Source organism: Sphingomonas sp. PEI4, from assembly GCF_056679955.1.
The window spans coordinates 206,918-220,993 of record NZ_JBWXPI010000003.1 but is presented as its reverse complement, the minus strand read 5'-3'; the positions used below and the strand labels follow the sequence as shown (position 1 = coordinate 220,993).

At 58.2% G+C, this 14,076-nt stretch carries 9 protein-coding genes and 5 pseudogenes; 10 read left to right on the top strand and 4 right to left on the bottom strand.

What is annotated here, in order from left to right; translation table 11 throughout:
- Window positions 1-54: 54 nt before the first annotated feature.
- The 3 genes and pseudogenes from AC1MLZ_RS22175 (at window position 55) to AC1MLZ_RS22165 (ending at window position 4,826) form a co-directional block, all read left to right on the top strand.
- The gene (locus AC1MLZ_RS22175; protein ID WP_480962111.1) at window positions 55-231 is read left to right on the top strand and encodes a hypothetical protein; all 177 of its coding nucleotides are present in this window, start codon (window positions 55-57) and stop codon (window positions 229-231) included.
- A 653-nt stretch (window positions 232-884) separates the two neighbouring features.
- Window positions 885-1,627 (top strand): annotated as a pseudogene (locus AC1MLZ_RS22170) (HAD-IIB family hydrolase).
- Between the two features lie 2,188 nt (window positions 1,628-3,815).
- The gene (locus AC1MLZ_RS22165) at window positions 3,816-4,826 is read left to right on the top strand and encodes a mannose-1-phosphate guanylyltransferase (RefSeq protein ID WP_480962129.1); all 1,011 of its coding nucleotides are present in this window, start codon (window positions 3,816-3,818) and stop codon (window positions 4,824-4,826) included.
- Between the two features lie 456 nt (window positions 4,827-5,282).
- On the opposite strand, the pseudogene AC1MLZ_RS22160 reads toward AC1MLZ_RS22165, so the two are convergent.
- A pseudogene (locus AC1MLZ_RS22160) lies at window positions 5,283-5,486 on the bottom strand (transposase domain-containing protein); the annotation flags it as partial.
- Between the two features lie 90 nt (window positions 5,487-5,576).
- On the opposite strand from AC1MLZ_RS22160, the pseudogene AC1MLZ_RS22155 reads away from it, so the two are divergent.
- A pseudogene (locus AC1MLZ_RS22155) lies at window positions 5,577-5,744 on the top strand (transposase); the annotation flags it as partial.
- 44 nt (window positions 5,745-5,788) lie between these two features.
- On the opposite strand, the gene AC1MLZ_RS22150 reads toward AC1MLZ_RS22155, so the two are convergent.
- Window positions 5,789-6,040, bottom strand: coding sequence for a hypothetical protein (locus AC1MLZ_RS22150; RefSeq protein ID WP_480962130.1), 252 nt, complete (start codon window positions 6,038-6,040; stop codon window positions 5,789-5,791).
- Window positions 6,041-6,748: 708 nt separating this feature from the next.
- Between AC1MLZ_RS22150 and AC1MLZ_RS22145 the strand changes: the two genes are divergently transcribed.
- Window positions 6,749-7,165: a hypothetical protein gene (locus tag AC1MLZ_RS22145; RefSeq protein ID WP_480962110.1), complete on the top strand. Its 417-nt coding sequence runs from the start codon at window positions 6,749-6,751 to the stop codon at window positions 7,163-7,165.
- Here AC1MLZ_RS22145 and AC1MLZ_RS22140 read toward each other — a convergent pair.
- Window positions 7,128-7,262: pseudogene (locus tag AC1MLZ_RS22140) on the bottom strand (integrase core domain-containing protein); the annotation flags it as partial. The gene AC1MLZ_RS22145 and the pseudogene AC1MLZ_RS22140 overlap by 38 nt on opposite strands.
- Window positions 7,256-7,354 (bottom strand): annotated as a pseudogene (locus AC1MLZ_RS22135) (hypothetical protein); the annotation flags it as partial. The pseudogenes AC1MLZ_RS22135 and AC1MLZ_RS22140, both read right to left, overlap by 7 nt.
- Window positions 7,355-8,047: 693 nt before the next feature.
- On the opposite strand from AC1MLZ_RS22135, the gene AC1MLZ_RS22130 reads away from it, so the two are divergent.
- From AC1MLZ_RS22130 to AC1MLZ_RS22110, 5 genes are read left to right on the top strand one after another with little or no spacing between them, the layout of a single operon-like run.
- Complete coding sequence (locus AC1MLZ_RS22130; protein ID WP_480962109.1) at window positions 8,048-9,262, top strand: porin family protein; 1,215 nt, start codon at window positions 8,048-8,050, stop codon at window positions 9,260-9,262.
- On the top strand, window positions 9,262-10,101 hold the full coding sequence (locus tag AC1MLZ_RS22125) for a polysaccharide biosynthesis/export family protein (protein WP_480962108.1): 840 nt from the start codon (window positions 9,262-9,264) through the stop codon (window positions 10,099-10,101). The genes AC1MLZ_RS22130 and AC1MLZ_RS22125 overlap by 1 nt, the downstream gene beginning before the upstream one ends.
- A 42-nt stretch (window positions 10,102-10,143) precedes the next feature.
- Window positions 10,144-11,427 (top strand): ATP-binding protein, encoded by a 1,284-nt coding sequence (locus AC1MLZ_RS22120; protein ID WP_480962107.1) that lies wholly within the window; start codon window positions 10,144-10,146, stop codon window positions 11,425-11,427.
- A complete protein-coding gene (locus AC1MLZ_RS22115) occupies window positions 11,424-12,797 on the top strand; it encodes a GNVR domain-containing protein (protein WP_480962106.1) in 1,374 nt (457 codons plus the stop codon). Before AC1MLZ_RS22120 ends, AC1MLZ_RS22115 begins: the two co-directional genes overlap by 4 nt.
- Window positions 12,794-13,678, top strand: coding sequence for a cyclic di-GMP-binding domain-containing protein, MshE-related (locus AC1MLZ_RS22110; RefSeq protein ID WP_480962105.1), 885 nt, complete (start codon window positions 12,794-12,796; stop codon window positions 13,676-13,678). Before AC1MLZ_RS22115 ends, AC1MLZ_RS22110 begins: the two co-directional genes overlap by 4 nt.
- Window positions 13,679-14,076 lie beyond the last annotated feature (398 nt).

Sequence of the window (14,076 nt, the reverse complement as noted above, 5' to 3'; positions counted from 1 at the left end):
CGAGGATGCGGTGTCTCCGCCCTTGTGCTGGGCAGCGTCGAACCTGTCGTCGTAATGGAGGCAAAGAGCGTCGGCCGCCTTATTGAGTTCCAAACGGCCGCAGGCGCAACCGTCTACATGCGCGAGGCGGCGCTGTTGGGGATTATCGTGACAGCCGAGTACCCTTCTGATGCGGAGGAAATGCCGTTTCAACTTGATGATGGCACTGAAATTGTCACTCATCCAGAGTGATGAGTCCCGTGGTTCTGCGCTTGCGCAGTAGCCGTATTCGTCGGGCTGCCGTGTCATAAGGCACGCTATCTACGCGCCTGAGCGTGATACTTGTAATGCTGAAGGCTTCCAGCTTCCGTATGCGAAGAGATGACTCAAAACGTTTTACAGACCTCGCGCTTGCCGTTTTGCTTGTTGTTAGCGCAGTTTGGAGCCGCTACACGTTTCAAGAGACCGAAAGTCGCCTTCAAATTGTTTCGCTATGGGTTATCGCTTTCGTTATCGAATGGCGTCTCAAGCCTACATATGGCACGCGACCAGACTGGCGCGTTTTCCTAGCGATCTGTTTTTTGACCGCCGGCGCAGTCATTGCAGTTCGGAGTAAATTTGAAGGTCTTTGCCCACATACTTGGCCAAATTGTTCATTTTCTCGACCTATGCCCTTGCTAAAGGCGATATTTGGTTGATTGGCTCCTTATAAAAGTGAGCGGCGGAGAATTCCTCCGTCGCGTCTGATGTTTCTAGCGCTCTAGGTAACGCAATACGGTCGCGAGCGGCGGAAAATCACCGTAGACTGTCATTGGTGCACTTTCCAGCCTCACTGGTATTGCGTCCCACTGGTGTTTAGGAACGAGCAAATCCGTTACGTGTTTAGGCAAAGACGGGGTGATTACATGAAGGAACTGGTTGCTTTCGATCTCGATGGCACATTGGCTGAGAGTAAGCAGGCGTTGCTGAAGCCGATGGGAGAAGCGTTGGCCGACTTGCTTGACGTGGCGCATGTCGCGGTGATCTCGGGAGGTGACTGGCCGCAGTTCGAAAAGCAAGTGGCAAGCCGGCTGCCCGAACGCGCGGATTGCACGAAACTATGGCTTATGCCTACCACCGGGACAAAACTTTACCGCTATGACGGCGGATGGCGGGTGGTCTATGCTGAACTGTTCGACCATGAGCAAAAGCAGGAAATTCTTCTGGCGTTCGATGCATCGCTTGAGGCAACCGGGTTTGTGCCCGAACAAACTTGGGGAGAGCGGATCGAAGATCGAGGAAGCCAGATTACCTTTTCCGCGCTGGCCAACAGGCCCCGATCGAGGCAAAGGAGCATTGGGATCCTGACTTCGCCAAGCGCAAGATCATTCAGGCCGAGTTGAAGCGCCGGCTGCCGGGACTGTCCATCAATATGGGTGGAGCGACCTCGATCGACATTACCCGCGAAGGCGTCGACAAAGCGTATGGTTTGAAGAAATTAAGCGATGCCAGCGGGATTCCGCTTGAAGCAATGATGTTCATAGGCGACGCTATATTCCCTGGCGGGAATGACTATCCGGCGGAGCAGCTTGGGCTCGACGTCGTGAAGGTAAAAAACCCGGAGGATACGTTGGCAGCGATCGCCGGAATCGTGGGCTGCCTAAAATGAGCTCGCCTGCGGCGGAGGAGACTCCGCCGCAATGGCGCTTTTCCTTGAGTTTTAGCAACGGACTGAAGCCCGAGCCTAGCCGCTCGGTCATACTTTCTTGCTTTTCGGTTTTTGGAACGGGCAGCGCCCCAGAGAGCGAGGAACTTTTAAGAGGAACCGGTTCGAAATAAGGCCTTTAATCCGGCGGATGTAACGGCCCGCCCCCACGGGTGGCAAGTGCAGGCCGGTCTTCGTCGGCAGACGACGTCGATGGACCAACACTGCCCTCGGCCAAACGGTTTAACAAGAGAGTAACGGCCCGCCTGAACGTCAAGAGCGCCAAGCGAGACGACCGGTAGCCCCTGTCATGATGTTCCCAGTGAGAGCTAGGGCAATTTTCGATCAGAAGGCGTCATATCCGCAGTGCGCGAAGTAGTTTTGGCATTCTGCGGGTGTGAATGCGTCCATGCAGTCGCCGATGACGCGCCAGGTCGTCGACCGTTCTGGCCGTCCTGTTGCGGCTTGCCCGGCCCGATGTACTGCCACTTGATTCCTGCGTCTTAACACTGGGCAAGGACGGTGTGGCTGGTCAGTTCGGTGGCATTGTTGCTTGCTACCATGCAAGGCAGTCCGCGTTGCTCAGCAACAGCTCGCAACTCGCGGACGACACGCCGGCCTGACAGCGAGGTCTCGACGATGCACGTCAGGCATTACCTCCCCCAAAGCTCATCTCCCGCATCAGCCGTCCCACGGTGCGGGGCGCGACCGCAAAGCCCTTCCGCATCACCTGCTGTCAGACTTTGCGCACGCCGTAGATCGCGAAGTTCTTAGCGAAGACGCGGCCGATCCCGGGCTTGAAGATCAGGTCCTCGCGCGCTCGTACCGACCGATACTATGAAATCCTGTCGCTGTGCGACGTGCTGGTAGTAGGTGGATGAGGCGATCAGCAGAACGCGGTAGATCGACTCGCCCCATAGATACTGCGGTTATTGTCAATGAACGCAATCATCGCTTAAACCGGCTTCCCAAGAGTCAGAGCCTCGGACAACCCGGGGGCGGTTCAGCCGTTGAATTTACCCGTTTAAGTAAGGTATGTAAGGATCGCCGCGAGGATCAGCCAGATCGCAATGCCTCCAAGAGTTCCAAACATCAGACCTACCACCGTCGCAAACGTCGTTGGTGCGGCAGGGTCATCAGGATCGTAGTCTTCTTGCCGAAACATTGCTCGCTCTCAAAATCCGCCCGGCAGCTCAGTACGACGCTTCACCGATTTCTAATTTTGGTTGGCAACGCTCGCAAACCCTCTTTTGAGGACAGATTGGTGCAACAATCCTGTTTTGGGACAGTCGGTTTCTAGAGCGTCAACCTGTCTACCCTACGGTAGCGGATATCATGACGTCGGCGGTTGTTCATGCCGCTGTAGTCGCCGCTGGCAATCCCGCCGAGACTGGCGCACTGTCTGAAGGCAGGGCGCTTAATCCGACCGTGCTGACCGATGTGGTGCTCTGCTCTGTAGCGGCGGCTGTACGCGCCGACGTGCTAGTTACGTCGGAAAGCCAATGCTTGTAACGTCACTCCGACACCTAGTTCAAAGCCAACACCAAGGCTTGGACTGCAAAAATTCGCATATGATCCCGATGCTAATAACGTGTTCACTTGCTGGACGGCACCGGGCTACACGCCGACGAACCGGGCCACGGGTCTTAACTTACCTATCTATCGATAGCGTTGCGATTACAGGCGCGAAAGGTAAGTGTGATCGGAGCGCCATGGACTTCCTCCATTAACTCTGACATCGTCAACGGCTAGCAATTTTCTCCTTCCATCTTGTTCCCTGAATTCGCTGCCTGCTGTACTGCCGCAAAAAGATAGTCTTATTAAGGGCGCCCTGTTGAGCCATCAAGGTAAAGGCAAACTCGTACCCTTGCTGTTTCGTCGGTCCCGCCGGCAGATTGTCGATGATCGGATCAACATGGCAGCCGTTTGCATCGGTTGCTGTTGGAAGCGTCGATGTTTGTTAATCCAAACACTAATGATTGCGTCAGTACAAAAATGGCCTAGGTGCAATGAACGGCAGTCAAAGCGTATCCAATAAATTGTTAACGCTTGGCCGCTCCGCTGTAGCTTAGCACCATCAGGAGGATGAATGACCGCACGTAGGATTGTCCCCGTTATTCTTTCAGGCGGATCGGGCACCCGCCTTTGGCCAATGTCGCGGCCGGAAATGCCTAAGCAGATGCTCGCGCTGACAGCGGACGAGACAATGCTGCAGCTCACCGCGGGTCGTGCGCTGGGCGAACGCTATGCCGCGCCGATTGTCGTTGCGAACGCGCGTCATGCCGATCTGATCGAGCAACAGTTGAATGATACAGGCGCCGCTCTCCAGGCGTTGATCCTTGAACCCGCCGGCCGCAACACCGCCCCCGCGATTGCGCTGGCCGCGATCGCTGCGGGCGGAGGCGGCGATGCGCTGTTGGTTATGCCGTCGGATCATGTGATCGGTGACGTTGCTGCGTTCCATGAGGCGATCGAGGCGGCGATGCCGCTGGTCACGGAGGGCTGGCTAGTTACTTTTGGCATTACGCCTGACGCGCCCGAGACTGGCTATGGCTGGATTCAAACTGGCGATGAGTTGCAACCCGGCGTGAACCGCGTTGCGCGCTTCGTGGAGAAGCCCCCGCTCGATAAGGCGCAAGCGATGCTAGCAAGCGGCGACCACACCTGGAATGGCGGGATCTTCCTGTTCCTCGCGGACGCCTATCTCGAGGCGCTTGCACAGTTCGATCCAGCCATCCTGATCGCGACGCGCGAGGCGATGGACAAAGCGCACACCGAGGGCACCCGGATCTATCCTGACGCCATGGCCTTTGCCGCCTCGCCCGACAATTCGATCGACTACGCAGTCATGGAAAAGGCCGACCGGGTCGCAGTTGTGCCGGTCGACATGGGGTGGAACGACGTCGGCAGTTGGGATGCGCTTCACGCGATCAGCGATCTAAACGACGCGGGCAACGCACACCGAAGCGACAGCGACAGCGACGTGCTGGCGATCGACACGAAAACCTGCTTCGTCCGTAGCGACGGCATCCGCGTCTCGCTGGTCGGTGTCGCGGACCTTATTGTCGTCGCCAACGGCAACGACGTCCTAGTTATGCCGCGCGGTCGCAGCCAAGAGATCAAGAAACTAATCGAGGCGATGAAATTGCGGGATAAGGCCTGAAGCCTTCACCATTGAAAGCTGGGCGTAAGGGTGGTTCGTTGCGACGAGTCTGAACAACGATATTATGTAGCAGCCTCCTGGTTCCATACGGAAGGCTATCGAGGGGGAGCGAAAGTCAGCCTCGATCAGCATCGCGGAGCAGTAAATCAGGCCACTCGCGCAGCGTCAATTTGCAGTTGGAGCGTATGCATTCGGTGAGCGCCTGGAGGTTGGCGCAGATGATGCTACGAGTCGTGGAGCCTAGTTTCGTCTATGATGTAGCGGAGGTTCTCGAGACCTCCATTAGTAAAGGCGGACGTCATGGCTTAATCCCCATTACCAAGATTGTCGTGGATGATCTGGATGGCGCCATCCTCGGAAAACATGCTGATTGCCGCGTCGGAGACGGTGTCCTCGGTTTCGCCCAACAGTTTGGCAGTGTTCGCAGGGTGTAGACGCGGCTTGTCGCAGGCACGGTTAAGCGGCTTGCGCGATGGCTTCGGGCCGCTGCTGTCGAGCTTTCCATTCCCTTGGCAATAGCTCGTGAAGCCGTGTCTGCGGATGGTCCGAAATCTGCGCGATGACATCGCGGAGCCAGGCATGCGGGTCGACGTCGTTGAGGCGGCAGGTCTGGATCAGCGTATACATGGCGGCCGCACGGCCACCCCCACGTCTGCATCCGGTGAGGGGCATCTGGCGGGTAACGGTCTGAGCTGAGATGTTAGCCACAGTGCAAACACCGTGGTTTGCACCGTGGCTAGAGACGTGGCGATGACCCAGATCACTGTACTTTCCGGCGTTGAGCGGCGTCGCCATTGGAGCGACGGGCGCAAGCTTGCCCTGGTGGAGGCAGCCATTGTGCCTGGCGCGTCGGTTGCCGCCATCGCGCGCGATGCCGACGTCTCGCCCTCTTCGATCTACCGTTGGCGCCGTACCCTGTGCAGCAAGCTTACGCAGCCGACCGGCTTTGCGGCCGTGGCTGTTCATGCGGATCCGCCCGAGATCGACCACGTCGCGTCCGACATGCTGGTCATCGAGCTCAGCGGTGTGACCATCCGTGCGGCTGGCGGCGTATCTGCGAGCTTGCTGGTAGCATCGAGGCCCTTCCCGATGATATCGAAGCGCTCAAAGCGCTGCTGATCGCCGAGCGCCACACCGTTGTCATCGCTCGTGCAGCTCAACTCGAGGCCGAGGCCCTCGCCGCCATCGCCCAGGCTCAGGTCGCCGATGCGCACGCCATCATCGAAGATCTGAAGCTACGGATTATCGAGTTCCGGCACAGGCAGGAGCAGTATGATATTATACTTGCGAATTCTGCCCGAGGCCGGATAAACGGGAGTGTGAGAAGGCGACGACTCGAATGCGCAAAACGATTGAACAGACTGGATCAGAAAAACCAGTTCAGGACTCGGAGCGTTGCAGCTCGCCAATGAGATTTGGATCTGATCTGCGGATCACCATACCGGCCAGCGGCTTCTGAATTCCGAGGCAAATGACCAAATCCACAAAAAGCGCCAGCGTAGACCGCTAGATCGACGCCGGTAGATAGGGAAAGCGTTACTTGTTCTTTGAGGCGCGATACCGGCGCTCAGCTGCTTCTCGCTGCCACCGAGCCTTCTGCTCCGCAGTCGGGCCTACAGCCACCCTGCGCTTACGATCTGCGTTCGCCGCATTGCGATCACGCTCATCTTCCCAGCGTTCACGCTGCTGCACGGTAGGACCTGCTTTAATTCGCTGCTGACGATCGGCGTTCGCCTCGCGCCGCTCACGGGCTTGCTCGTAACACTGCTGTTTGGCCTGCGTTGACTCCTGAGCGTTGACCACGCCGATCGGCGTTGAACCGCCCCGGGTCTGCCAGAGGCCTTGGGTTGTGAGTTACGCTGCCATATCAAGATTGCTTGTGGCAGCATAATATCGATCTTCGGCCTCTGCGGGCGGCACGTGTGCTCGCTGGTCGCAACAATGGGCTGACGTGGACTGGTAGCAATGCTGGCTTCACGATCCGTCAGACAATCTCTGCTGCCACCGCCGATCGCTTGTGCGTAACAGTTCAACTGAGGGACACCGGCATCGTGCCGATCGCGCGCTACGACTGGTTCGGAGACTTCAACCCAAGTGAGATTAAGAACGCGGCATCGTCGGTCACTTCGACCGGCATGGTGCAGGGTGACATCGACATCACGTCGAGCGACCCCGCGTGCCATCTTTTACCTTGCGCCGGTGATCGATCCGCGCCCGACGACGGTCATGCCGGTTCGCACAATCACGTCAGCACCAAAGGCGCGCGACGGCTCGATTGGGGTCGGTTTCTGTTGTTGCCCCCTAAAGGCCTGACAGAGCCTCGCAGGTTTGCGCGATGAAGTCGCGTGGTGATCGATAGCGCAAAGCGCGGTGCGGATGCACCTCGTTATAATGGGCGAACCAGCTGGGCAGCTGGTCGATGACACTATGAGCATCATTGCGAACTCATCACCACCTAAACGGGCCGCTACATCTCCTGGTCGAAGCGCAACGCCACCAAGTGCCGCAGCTACGGCTCGTAGCCAAATATCGCCTGCAGCGTGGCCTATGTGTCGTTACGCAACTTCAGGCCGTCAATGTCGATCGCTAACAGTGATAACGGCTGCCCTCGTGTATCATCCAACGATGTTCGCGGCTCAATGCCCGATCAAAACCCCGGCGATTGGCCAAGCTGGTGAGAGGATCGGTCAATGCCAAGCGGTTCAAGCAAGCAAGGTTGCGGGAATGCGCAGTCACGTCATGCAGTGTCAGCAGTTGGTACCAGCGTCACCGATTGATACGGAGCGCACATCGAACCGCTGTCGCCCGGCCTGCCGTTACTCGGACTGTCGTACGATATGCTTGAAAGCTGCCGGCTGGCAGCTTTGCTCCAGCCGTAAGCAGATCGTCGATTGAGCAGCCGATCAGCGTTTCTGCCTGCCAAAGGTCATGCGCCGCGCGTGATGCACAAAAATATAATTCAAGCTGTCGATGACGAGTTATGGAATCGGGCAAGCCGCCAGCAGGATTGCCCGATCATATGGCTCGTCCATCATCGTGCGAACCCAAATTCGATCATGGACTTATCCAATAGCATAGCCGCCGCCGCGAAGGAAAGAGCTTGCGCCGTCTGACGCTCTGCGCGACATGATGGCCGGGTGAATTGGGGTATTTTGACGTTGAAACCGGGGCGAACGGAACCACTCAATGGCGGCGAATTTGATTGCGCCTGTCCGCTAGTTATGGCCGCAGCCTTGTCTATACTGGCAGCAAGCCCAGCCATAGCTCAAGTGTCTGGTCCGTTCATCGGTATCGCGTCGCGCTCATCTGCGGCGCAAGGACCAGCGCAGAAGGGCCTGGCGAATCAGTTCCAACTGACGCCGGCGATCAACACGATATATGATAGTAATCCGTTGAGACAGAATGATACTCGCGGCAGTTCGGGTCCACGCAGCGACGTGCGCGTGACGCCGGCATTGGCGTTCGACGTGCGCCAGAATTTTGCACGCAACTCGATCTCGATCAACGGCGCGGTCGGGTATGATTTCTACCGACGATTCAAAGGCCTCGAGCGTCTTCGTACCGATGTACGAGTAGCCGGGGTCGTTCCTTTTGGGGGACGCTGCCGGGTAGCACCTGAGGCAAATTTTCAGGTCCAGCAGGCCGACATCGAAGATCTAGGCGTGCCTGTTGGTCGGACCGTCAGGATTTTCGATGCTCAGATGAATGCGCAGTGCCGGCGATCATCCGGGTTCTATCCTGTTGCCAGTGCTGGCGTACTGCGCCTGACCAACAATGGCAGCGATGTCCGCCAGAACCGCAGGAACTGGAACGCTACAGGCGGTCTGGTCTACGCGAAGCCGAGTTTGGGAGAGGTTCAGTTGTTCGTCAACGCCGCACAGTTCAGTCGTCCGGGCGGCGAAGCGGGTGTGGACACGGGTGCTGATCTTGTAAGCGCCGGCCTGCAGTTCGACCGGTCAATCACCTCTCGTTTTGCGATACGGACGTCGGTGTCAGCCGTGGAAGTAAGCCCCAAACGTTTGGCGACGACCGGTTTCCGCGGGATCAATTACGTAGCAAACATCCGAGTTGCGCCGATCCCCTCGGTCATTTTGTCACCCTTTATGTCGCGGCAAATCGCGGCCAACATCAATACCGGCGCCGATTACGCGCTTACGCGGGATGTTGGTATGGGCATCGACTGGTCGCTTGGGGTGCGTAGCGGCATCGTTGCACAGATAGGGCGGACCCGTCGCCGCTACTTTGGTGAGGAACCGTTAATCCGCACTGAGCTACGTATTGCCGACGTCACCGATGCGGCAAGTGCAGCATTCCGTTATTCGGTGCGATCGCTCCAGCTCCGTCTTGGGGTTCAACAGCGAGAACGAGTTAGTAGGAACGCTTTTTACGATTTCTCCAGTACGCGGGTTGAATTCAGTGCGCGGGCCGGTTTTTGATGAGGTTTACCATGGCATGTCGAGTGCTGATCATATTGGCGATGCAGTCGATGACGGCAGCATGCGTTGCCGCTGCGCAGTCGAGCGCCCCAATTGCGCCAAGCGTCGCACCTGCACCAGCCGCGCCGGTAGCGACGACACCGGCCTATGAACTGGGTGTCGGTGACGAAGTGCAGGTCACGTTGTTTGGGCAACCGGATATGACGGTGCGCACACGCGTACGTGAGGACGATACCATCGCATATCCGTTGTTGGGCAACGTTCAGGTTGCCGGGCTTCATGCAGGAGACCTGGCAGCCATGATCGCCTCGCGGCTGCGGGCCGGAGGCTATTATGCCAAGCCTATCGTCAACGTTGATGTTACCTCATATGTTAGCAAGTCGTTCACGTTGTTCGGCAGTTTTGGAACTCCAGGCATCTATCCGATCGATCGCCCAACGACGCTGGCTACGGCGATCGCACGAGGTGGCGGTGTTAGGACCGACGCGGCGGACTTTGCCTTGCTACGCCGAAGCGGCGAAGCCGGTGAACGCAGGATCGATTTTTCCGATCTGTCGGATACAGGCGGCATCAACACATTGCTTGAGGCCGGAGATACGGTTGTCGTTCCGACCGCGCCGCAGGTCTTCGTATACGGACAGGTCGGCGCACCTGGAAGCTATCCTATCCGTGGCCATATGACATTGCGTCAGGCACTAATCCGTGCCGGTGGGCTGACGCTTGCAGGCAACGAGAAGAGCGTGACGCTGCGCCGCAACGGGCAGTTGGTGAAACGGATCGACCTCAATGAGGAGGTGCGTGCCGATGACGTTCTGTTCGTTAATGAACGGTTTTTCTAGAATGCAACGCATTGTCTCACGTTCAATCAATGGACCTGCCCAATGAGTGGCCTGTTCAATCGGATGTATCATTGGCTGGGCATCCGGTCTCGATCCAAGCGCGTGCTATTACTTTCCACCGAGGTGCCGGCGAAGCCTGTTGCGGCGAATCCTTCTGTCGTACCCAAGGTCGCAACGGCGCCAGCGGTTGTGGCAGTCCATCCTAATACCGAGGACAAACGCAAAGCGCTGCACGCTGCGTTCAACTCGTCACGTCCGGTCGATGCAGCTACCGAACTTGCCGGCCGTGAACAAGAAATCGCGACGCTGGTTTCAACCGTGTTCGACGAGGAGGCCCATGCGCTGATCCACGGCGCGCGCGGGTCAGGCAAGACCTCGCTTGTCCGCGTATTTGGCACGCAGGCCGATCAGCGCGGGATCGTAACGATCTATTTCGCATGCGATGCGATCGACAGCTTCGCGGCACTGCTTGGCCCCTATCTGCCTTTCATTCCGGGCATGGCAATCGCTCGCGAAGAACAGGCCGGCTTCAGCCAGCGGTTGAATACGTTGGGTAGCGATTTTGGCCCCCGCGAACTGGTATCGGTTCTTGCGGAGGTAACGTCCGCACGACTGCTCTTCATTCTGGACGAGTTCGACCGGATTACCGATCGCGCTCTTCAGGAAGACGTCGCCACCTTCATGAAGTTGCTGTCAGATGCCCGCGTTCCGTTGCAACTGATTGTCGTCGGCATCGCGGGTAACGTGAACGACCTGATTGCGCTACATCCCTCGCTGCGTCGCCATCTGGTTGCTATAGGACTGCGCCGGATCGGCGATGACAGTGTTCGCAGCCTCATCGCCGGGGGTAGCCAGCGAAGTGGAATCGTCTTTGATCTTGATGCTACCCGTCTGATCGAGAAGGCATCTGCCGGCTCGCCCTATCATGTACGCCTGTTCTGCCATCAGGCTGGGCTGGCGGCGCTGGCTCGTTCCAGTACTGTGGTGGATGAAGCAGCGGCCTTGCAAGGCCTTGCAGCTGCAACCCGCCGATGGGCCTCGCTCAACGAAGAGGATAGCGCTCTGTTCGACCATCTTGCCCGCGAGCCGGCAGCGTGGCCCATACTCGCGCAGATCGCCCTGCAAGCTGCGATCGATGATGGTTTGACCCAGCAGACGACCGATGCCGTGTCACACGGCCTCGACGCTGCCCTCATCGCCGATGGCCGCCAACTCGGCCGCACGATGTTTCGCGACTCTCTTGCGCCGCAATTTCTGATCGCCAAGCTTATTCTCGCCGAACGACGCCAAGGCGAAGGCCCTTTTGCCGCGGGAGACCATTTGTGAACTTGCCGGATCTAATCGCCGCCCTCCGGGCACGCTGGCGGCTGGAACTTGCCATTGCCGCCGTCGTGTTAGCACTTGTTATAGCATGGACGATCGTATCACCGCGCGAATATGTTGCGACGGCGACTCTGTTATTTGATGATCGTCAAACCCAGACAGTCGATGCGGACGGCGCCCAGCCCAAAATCGATGCTAATGTCATGGGAACGCAAGCAGATATCATTGCTAGCGCCGCCACTGCCACGGATATGGTCAAACGCCTTCATCTGGCGGATCAACCCGACGTAGGAGCGCGCTGGGTGGCTGCGGGGAGACCGGGTACGATAGAAAGCTGGATCGGTCGTTCTCTGCTTGGCAACCTGACAGTCGAGCCTGAACGCAACACCAACGTTCTGTCGGTGCGCTACAAGGCGCGCGATCCCGATGTTGCTGCGCAGATGGCAAACGGTTTTGCAGCGACGTTCATCGATACACGCCTGCGCCTCGAAACGGATCCGGCGCGTGCTTATACCAAGTGGTTTCAGGCACGTACCGGCGAGGTCCGCGCCAGTCTCGAACAGGCGCAGCGGCGGCTCGTCGATTATCAGAGCCGAACCGGGGTTATCAGTATCGGGACGGCGGATGTGGAAACTGCGCGGTTGAAGCAGTTGGAGACGCAACTTGCGGATGCGCAAGCCGCTCGTGCGCAGGCTCAGGCCCAGGCTGAAAGCGGTCCTTCGGCGTCAAGTGAGGTCCAGTCGAGCGGCGTAGTGCAAGGCCTGCGAACGCAGATTGCAGGCAAGTCCGCCGAGATCAGCCAAATGCGTACCGTTTATGGTCCGAACCATCCGGTCATCCGCGCCGCGGAAGCCGAACTCAATACGCTGCGGACGAAGCTTAATACCGAGATCGGAACCGGCACACGGTCGGTCGGCGTCGCGAGCAACGCGGCAAGCGGCCGTGAGGCGGAACTGCGTGCGCTTGTCAATCAGCAGCGCAACCACGTGCTGGGCCTAGGTAGCGACCGGAGTCAGCTCGACGTTCTGCAAAGAGACGTCGACTCAGCGCGAGCGGCTTATGACAATGTCATGAGCCGCCTCAGCACGATGCGGTTGCAGGCCGAACTACCGAGCACCAACGTTCGTCAGCTTGACGAGGCACGTCCGCCGGTACTGCCGACCACTCCTAACATTCCGGTTCGTATCCTGCTCGGGCTGGTGTTGGGCGCGATGCTCGCGGTGGGGGTAGCTGGACTGCTCGAGTTGTTGCTGCCCCGCGTACGGACGCTATCCGGCCTGTCTTCTGCCACTGACGCGCCGGTATTGGGGTCTATCGAATTCGGCAGATCTGGTATCGCCCGGCGCCTGTCGGCCGAAGGGGGCAGCATATGAGACTTCGAGCCAATCCGAAAAGCCGGGGAGCCGATGGCTTCCAGGAACAGGCGCGCGCGGAAGACTGGCAGCGGATTGGCAAGGTCCTGCTCGAAACCGGCGTCCTGTCCGACACAGATGTGCAGCGCGCCCTGCAACGACAGGACGAGACAGGCGAATTGTTCGGTCAGGCGGCGGTAGCACTAAATCTGATATCAGATACGGAACTGCGAAGCGCAATCGAGCAACAGCAGAAGTTCTTTGTCCTGCCGGAAGGCTCGGACATGGTCGATCCCCTTGTTGTTGCCGCGTTCGATCCCAACGATCCCTTGTCACTCGAGGTTCGACGCCTGCGCCGCGAGATCACGCGCCGTGCGACTGAAAGCGATCGCACGATCCGTACGCTCTCGCTGCTGGGTTTCGACGCAAGCTCGGAACGCAGCTTGGTTGCCGCCAATCTGGCCGTTACCTTCGCGCAGGCCGGCTATCGGACATTGGTAGTAGATGCGGTGCTCGACGCACCCCAATTGCACGCCTTATTCAGACTCCCGAACCGAATTGGCGTTTCCACCTTTCTTGCAAGTGACGTTGATCTCGACGGCGTGGGGCAGGCGACCTCGGTACCGGGACTGACACTAATGGCTGCCGGTCCGACCGTACCCAATGCCAGCGAACTGTTTGATCGCCAGCGTCTGATCCGACGTCTACAGCCCCTGACCGATATTTACGACATGATCATCCTGGAGGTCGGCGGAGAAGTTGCACTGGCAGCCAGCGACGGCAGCGATGCAATGGTGATGCTGACCCGCAGGGGTGCGAGCGACATGCGTGAGGTACGCCGCGTCGCGGATACGCTGACGACATCGCGGACTATGTTGCTCGGATCGGTCCTGATGGATTGATGACGGGCGGTCCGGTAGTGCCTTACGGACAACTGCGCATACTTATCCGTAAGGCTCACGGTCGGTCGGCGTCACCCAGCAAATTTGAGGCAAGACAACGCAGAGTCGATGTCGTCTCGCGCTAGTCGAAGGTCCTGTCATAGGCCTGATCCTGCCCCCCATCGGCGCGAGCTAACGCAAGCAATCCTCCAACGTATGGCGCGCTTCTGAGCCGTTTTTAAAAAACGTAGGAAGTGCTAACCAATTGCGCCCGACTGTCGTGACGCAAGCCGTTGATTGCCATACATTCGTCTCTTGTACGCGGCTTGGAAAAAAAAGTGCGGTGCTAGCCAATAGTAACCAACATCCGCCACTACGAATCGTAATGGACGACCGCCGTTTTGCACTGCATCATAGAT

Bases quoted from the DNA above. Each gene is read 5' to 3' on its own strand.
- AC1MLZ_RS22175 (WP_480962111.1), top strand. From the start codon at position 55: ATGGAGGCAAAGAGCGTCGGCCGCCTTATTGAGTTCCAAACGGCCGCA.
- AC1MLZ_RS22165 (WP_480962129.1), top strand. From the start codon at position 3,816: ATGTCGCGGCCGGAAATGCCTAAGCAGATGCTCGCGCTGACAGCGGAC.
- AC1MLZ_RS22130 (WP_480962109.1), top strand. From the start codon at position 8,048: ATGGCCGCAGCCTTGTCTATACTGGCAGCAAGCCCAGCCATAGCTCAA.
- AC1MLZ_RS22125 (WP_480962108.1), top strand. From the start codon at position 9,262: ATGAGGTTTACCATGGCATGTCGAGTGCTGATCATATTGGCGATGCAG.
- AC1MLZ_RS22120 (WP_480962107.1), top strand. From the start codon at position 10,144: ATGAGTGGCCTGTTCAATCGGATGTATCATTGGCTGGGCATCCGGTCT.
- AC1MLZ_RS22110 (WP_480962105.1), top strand. From the start codon at position 12,794: ATGAGACTTCGAGCCAATCCGAAAAGCCGGGGAGCCGATGGCTTCCAG.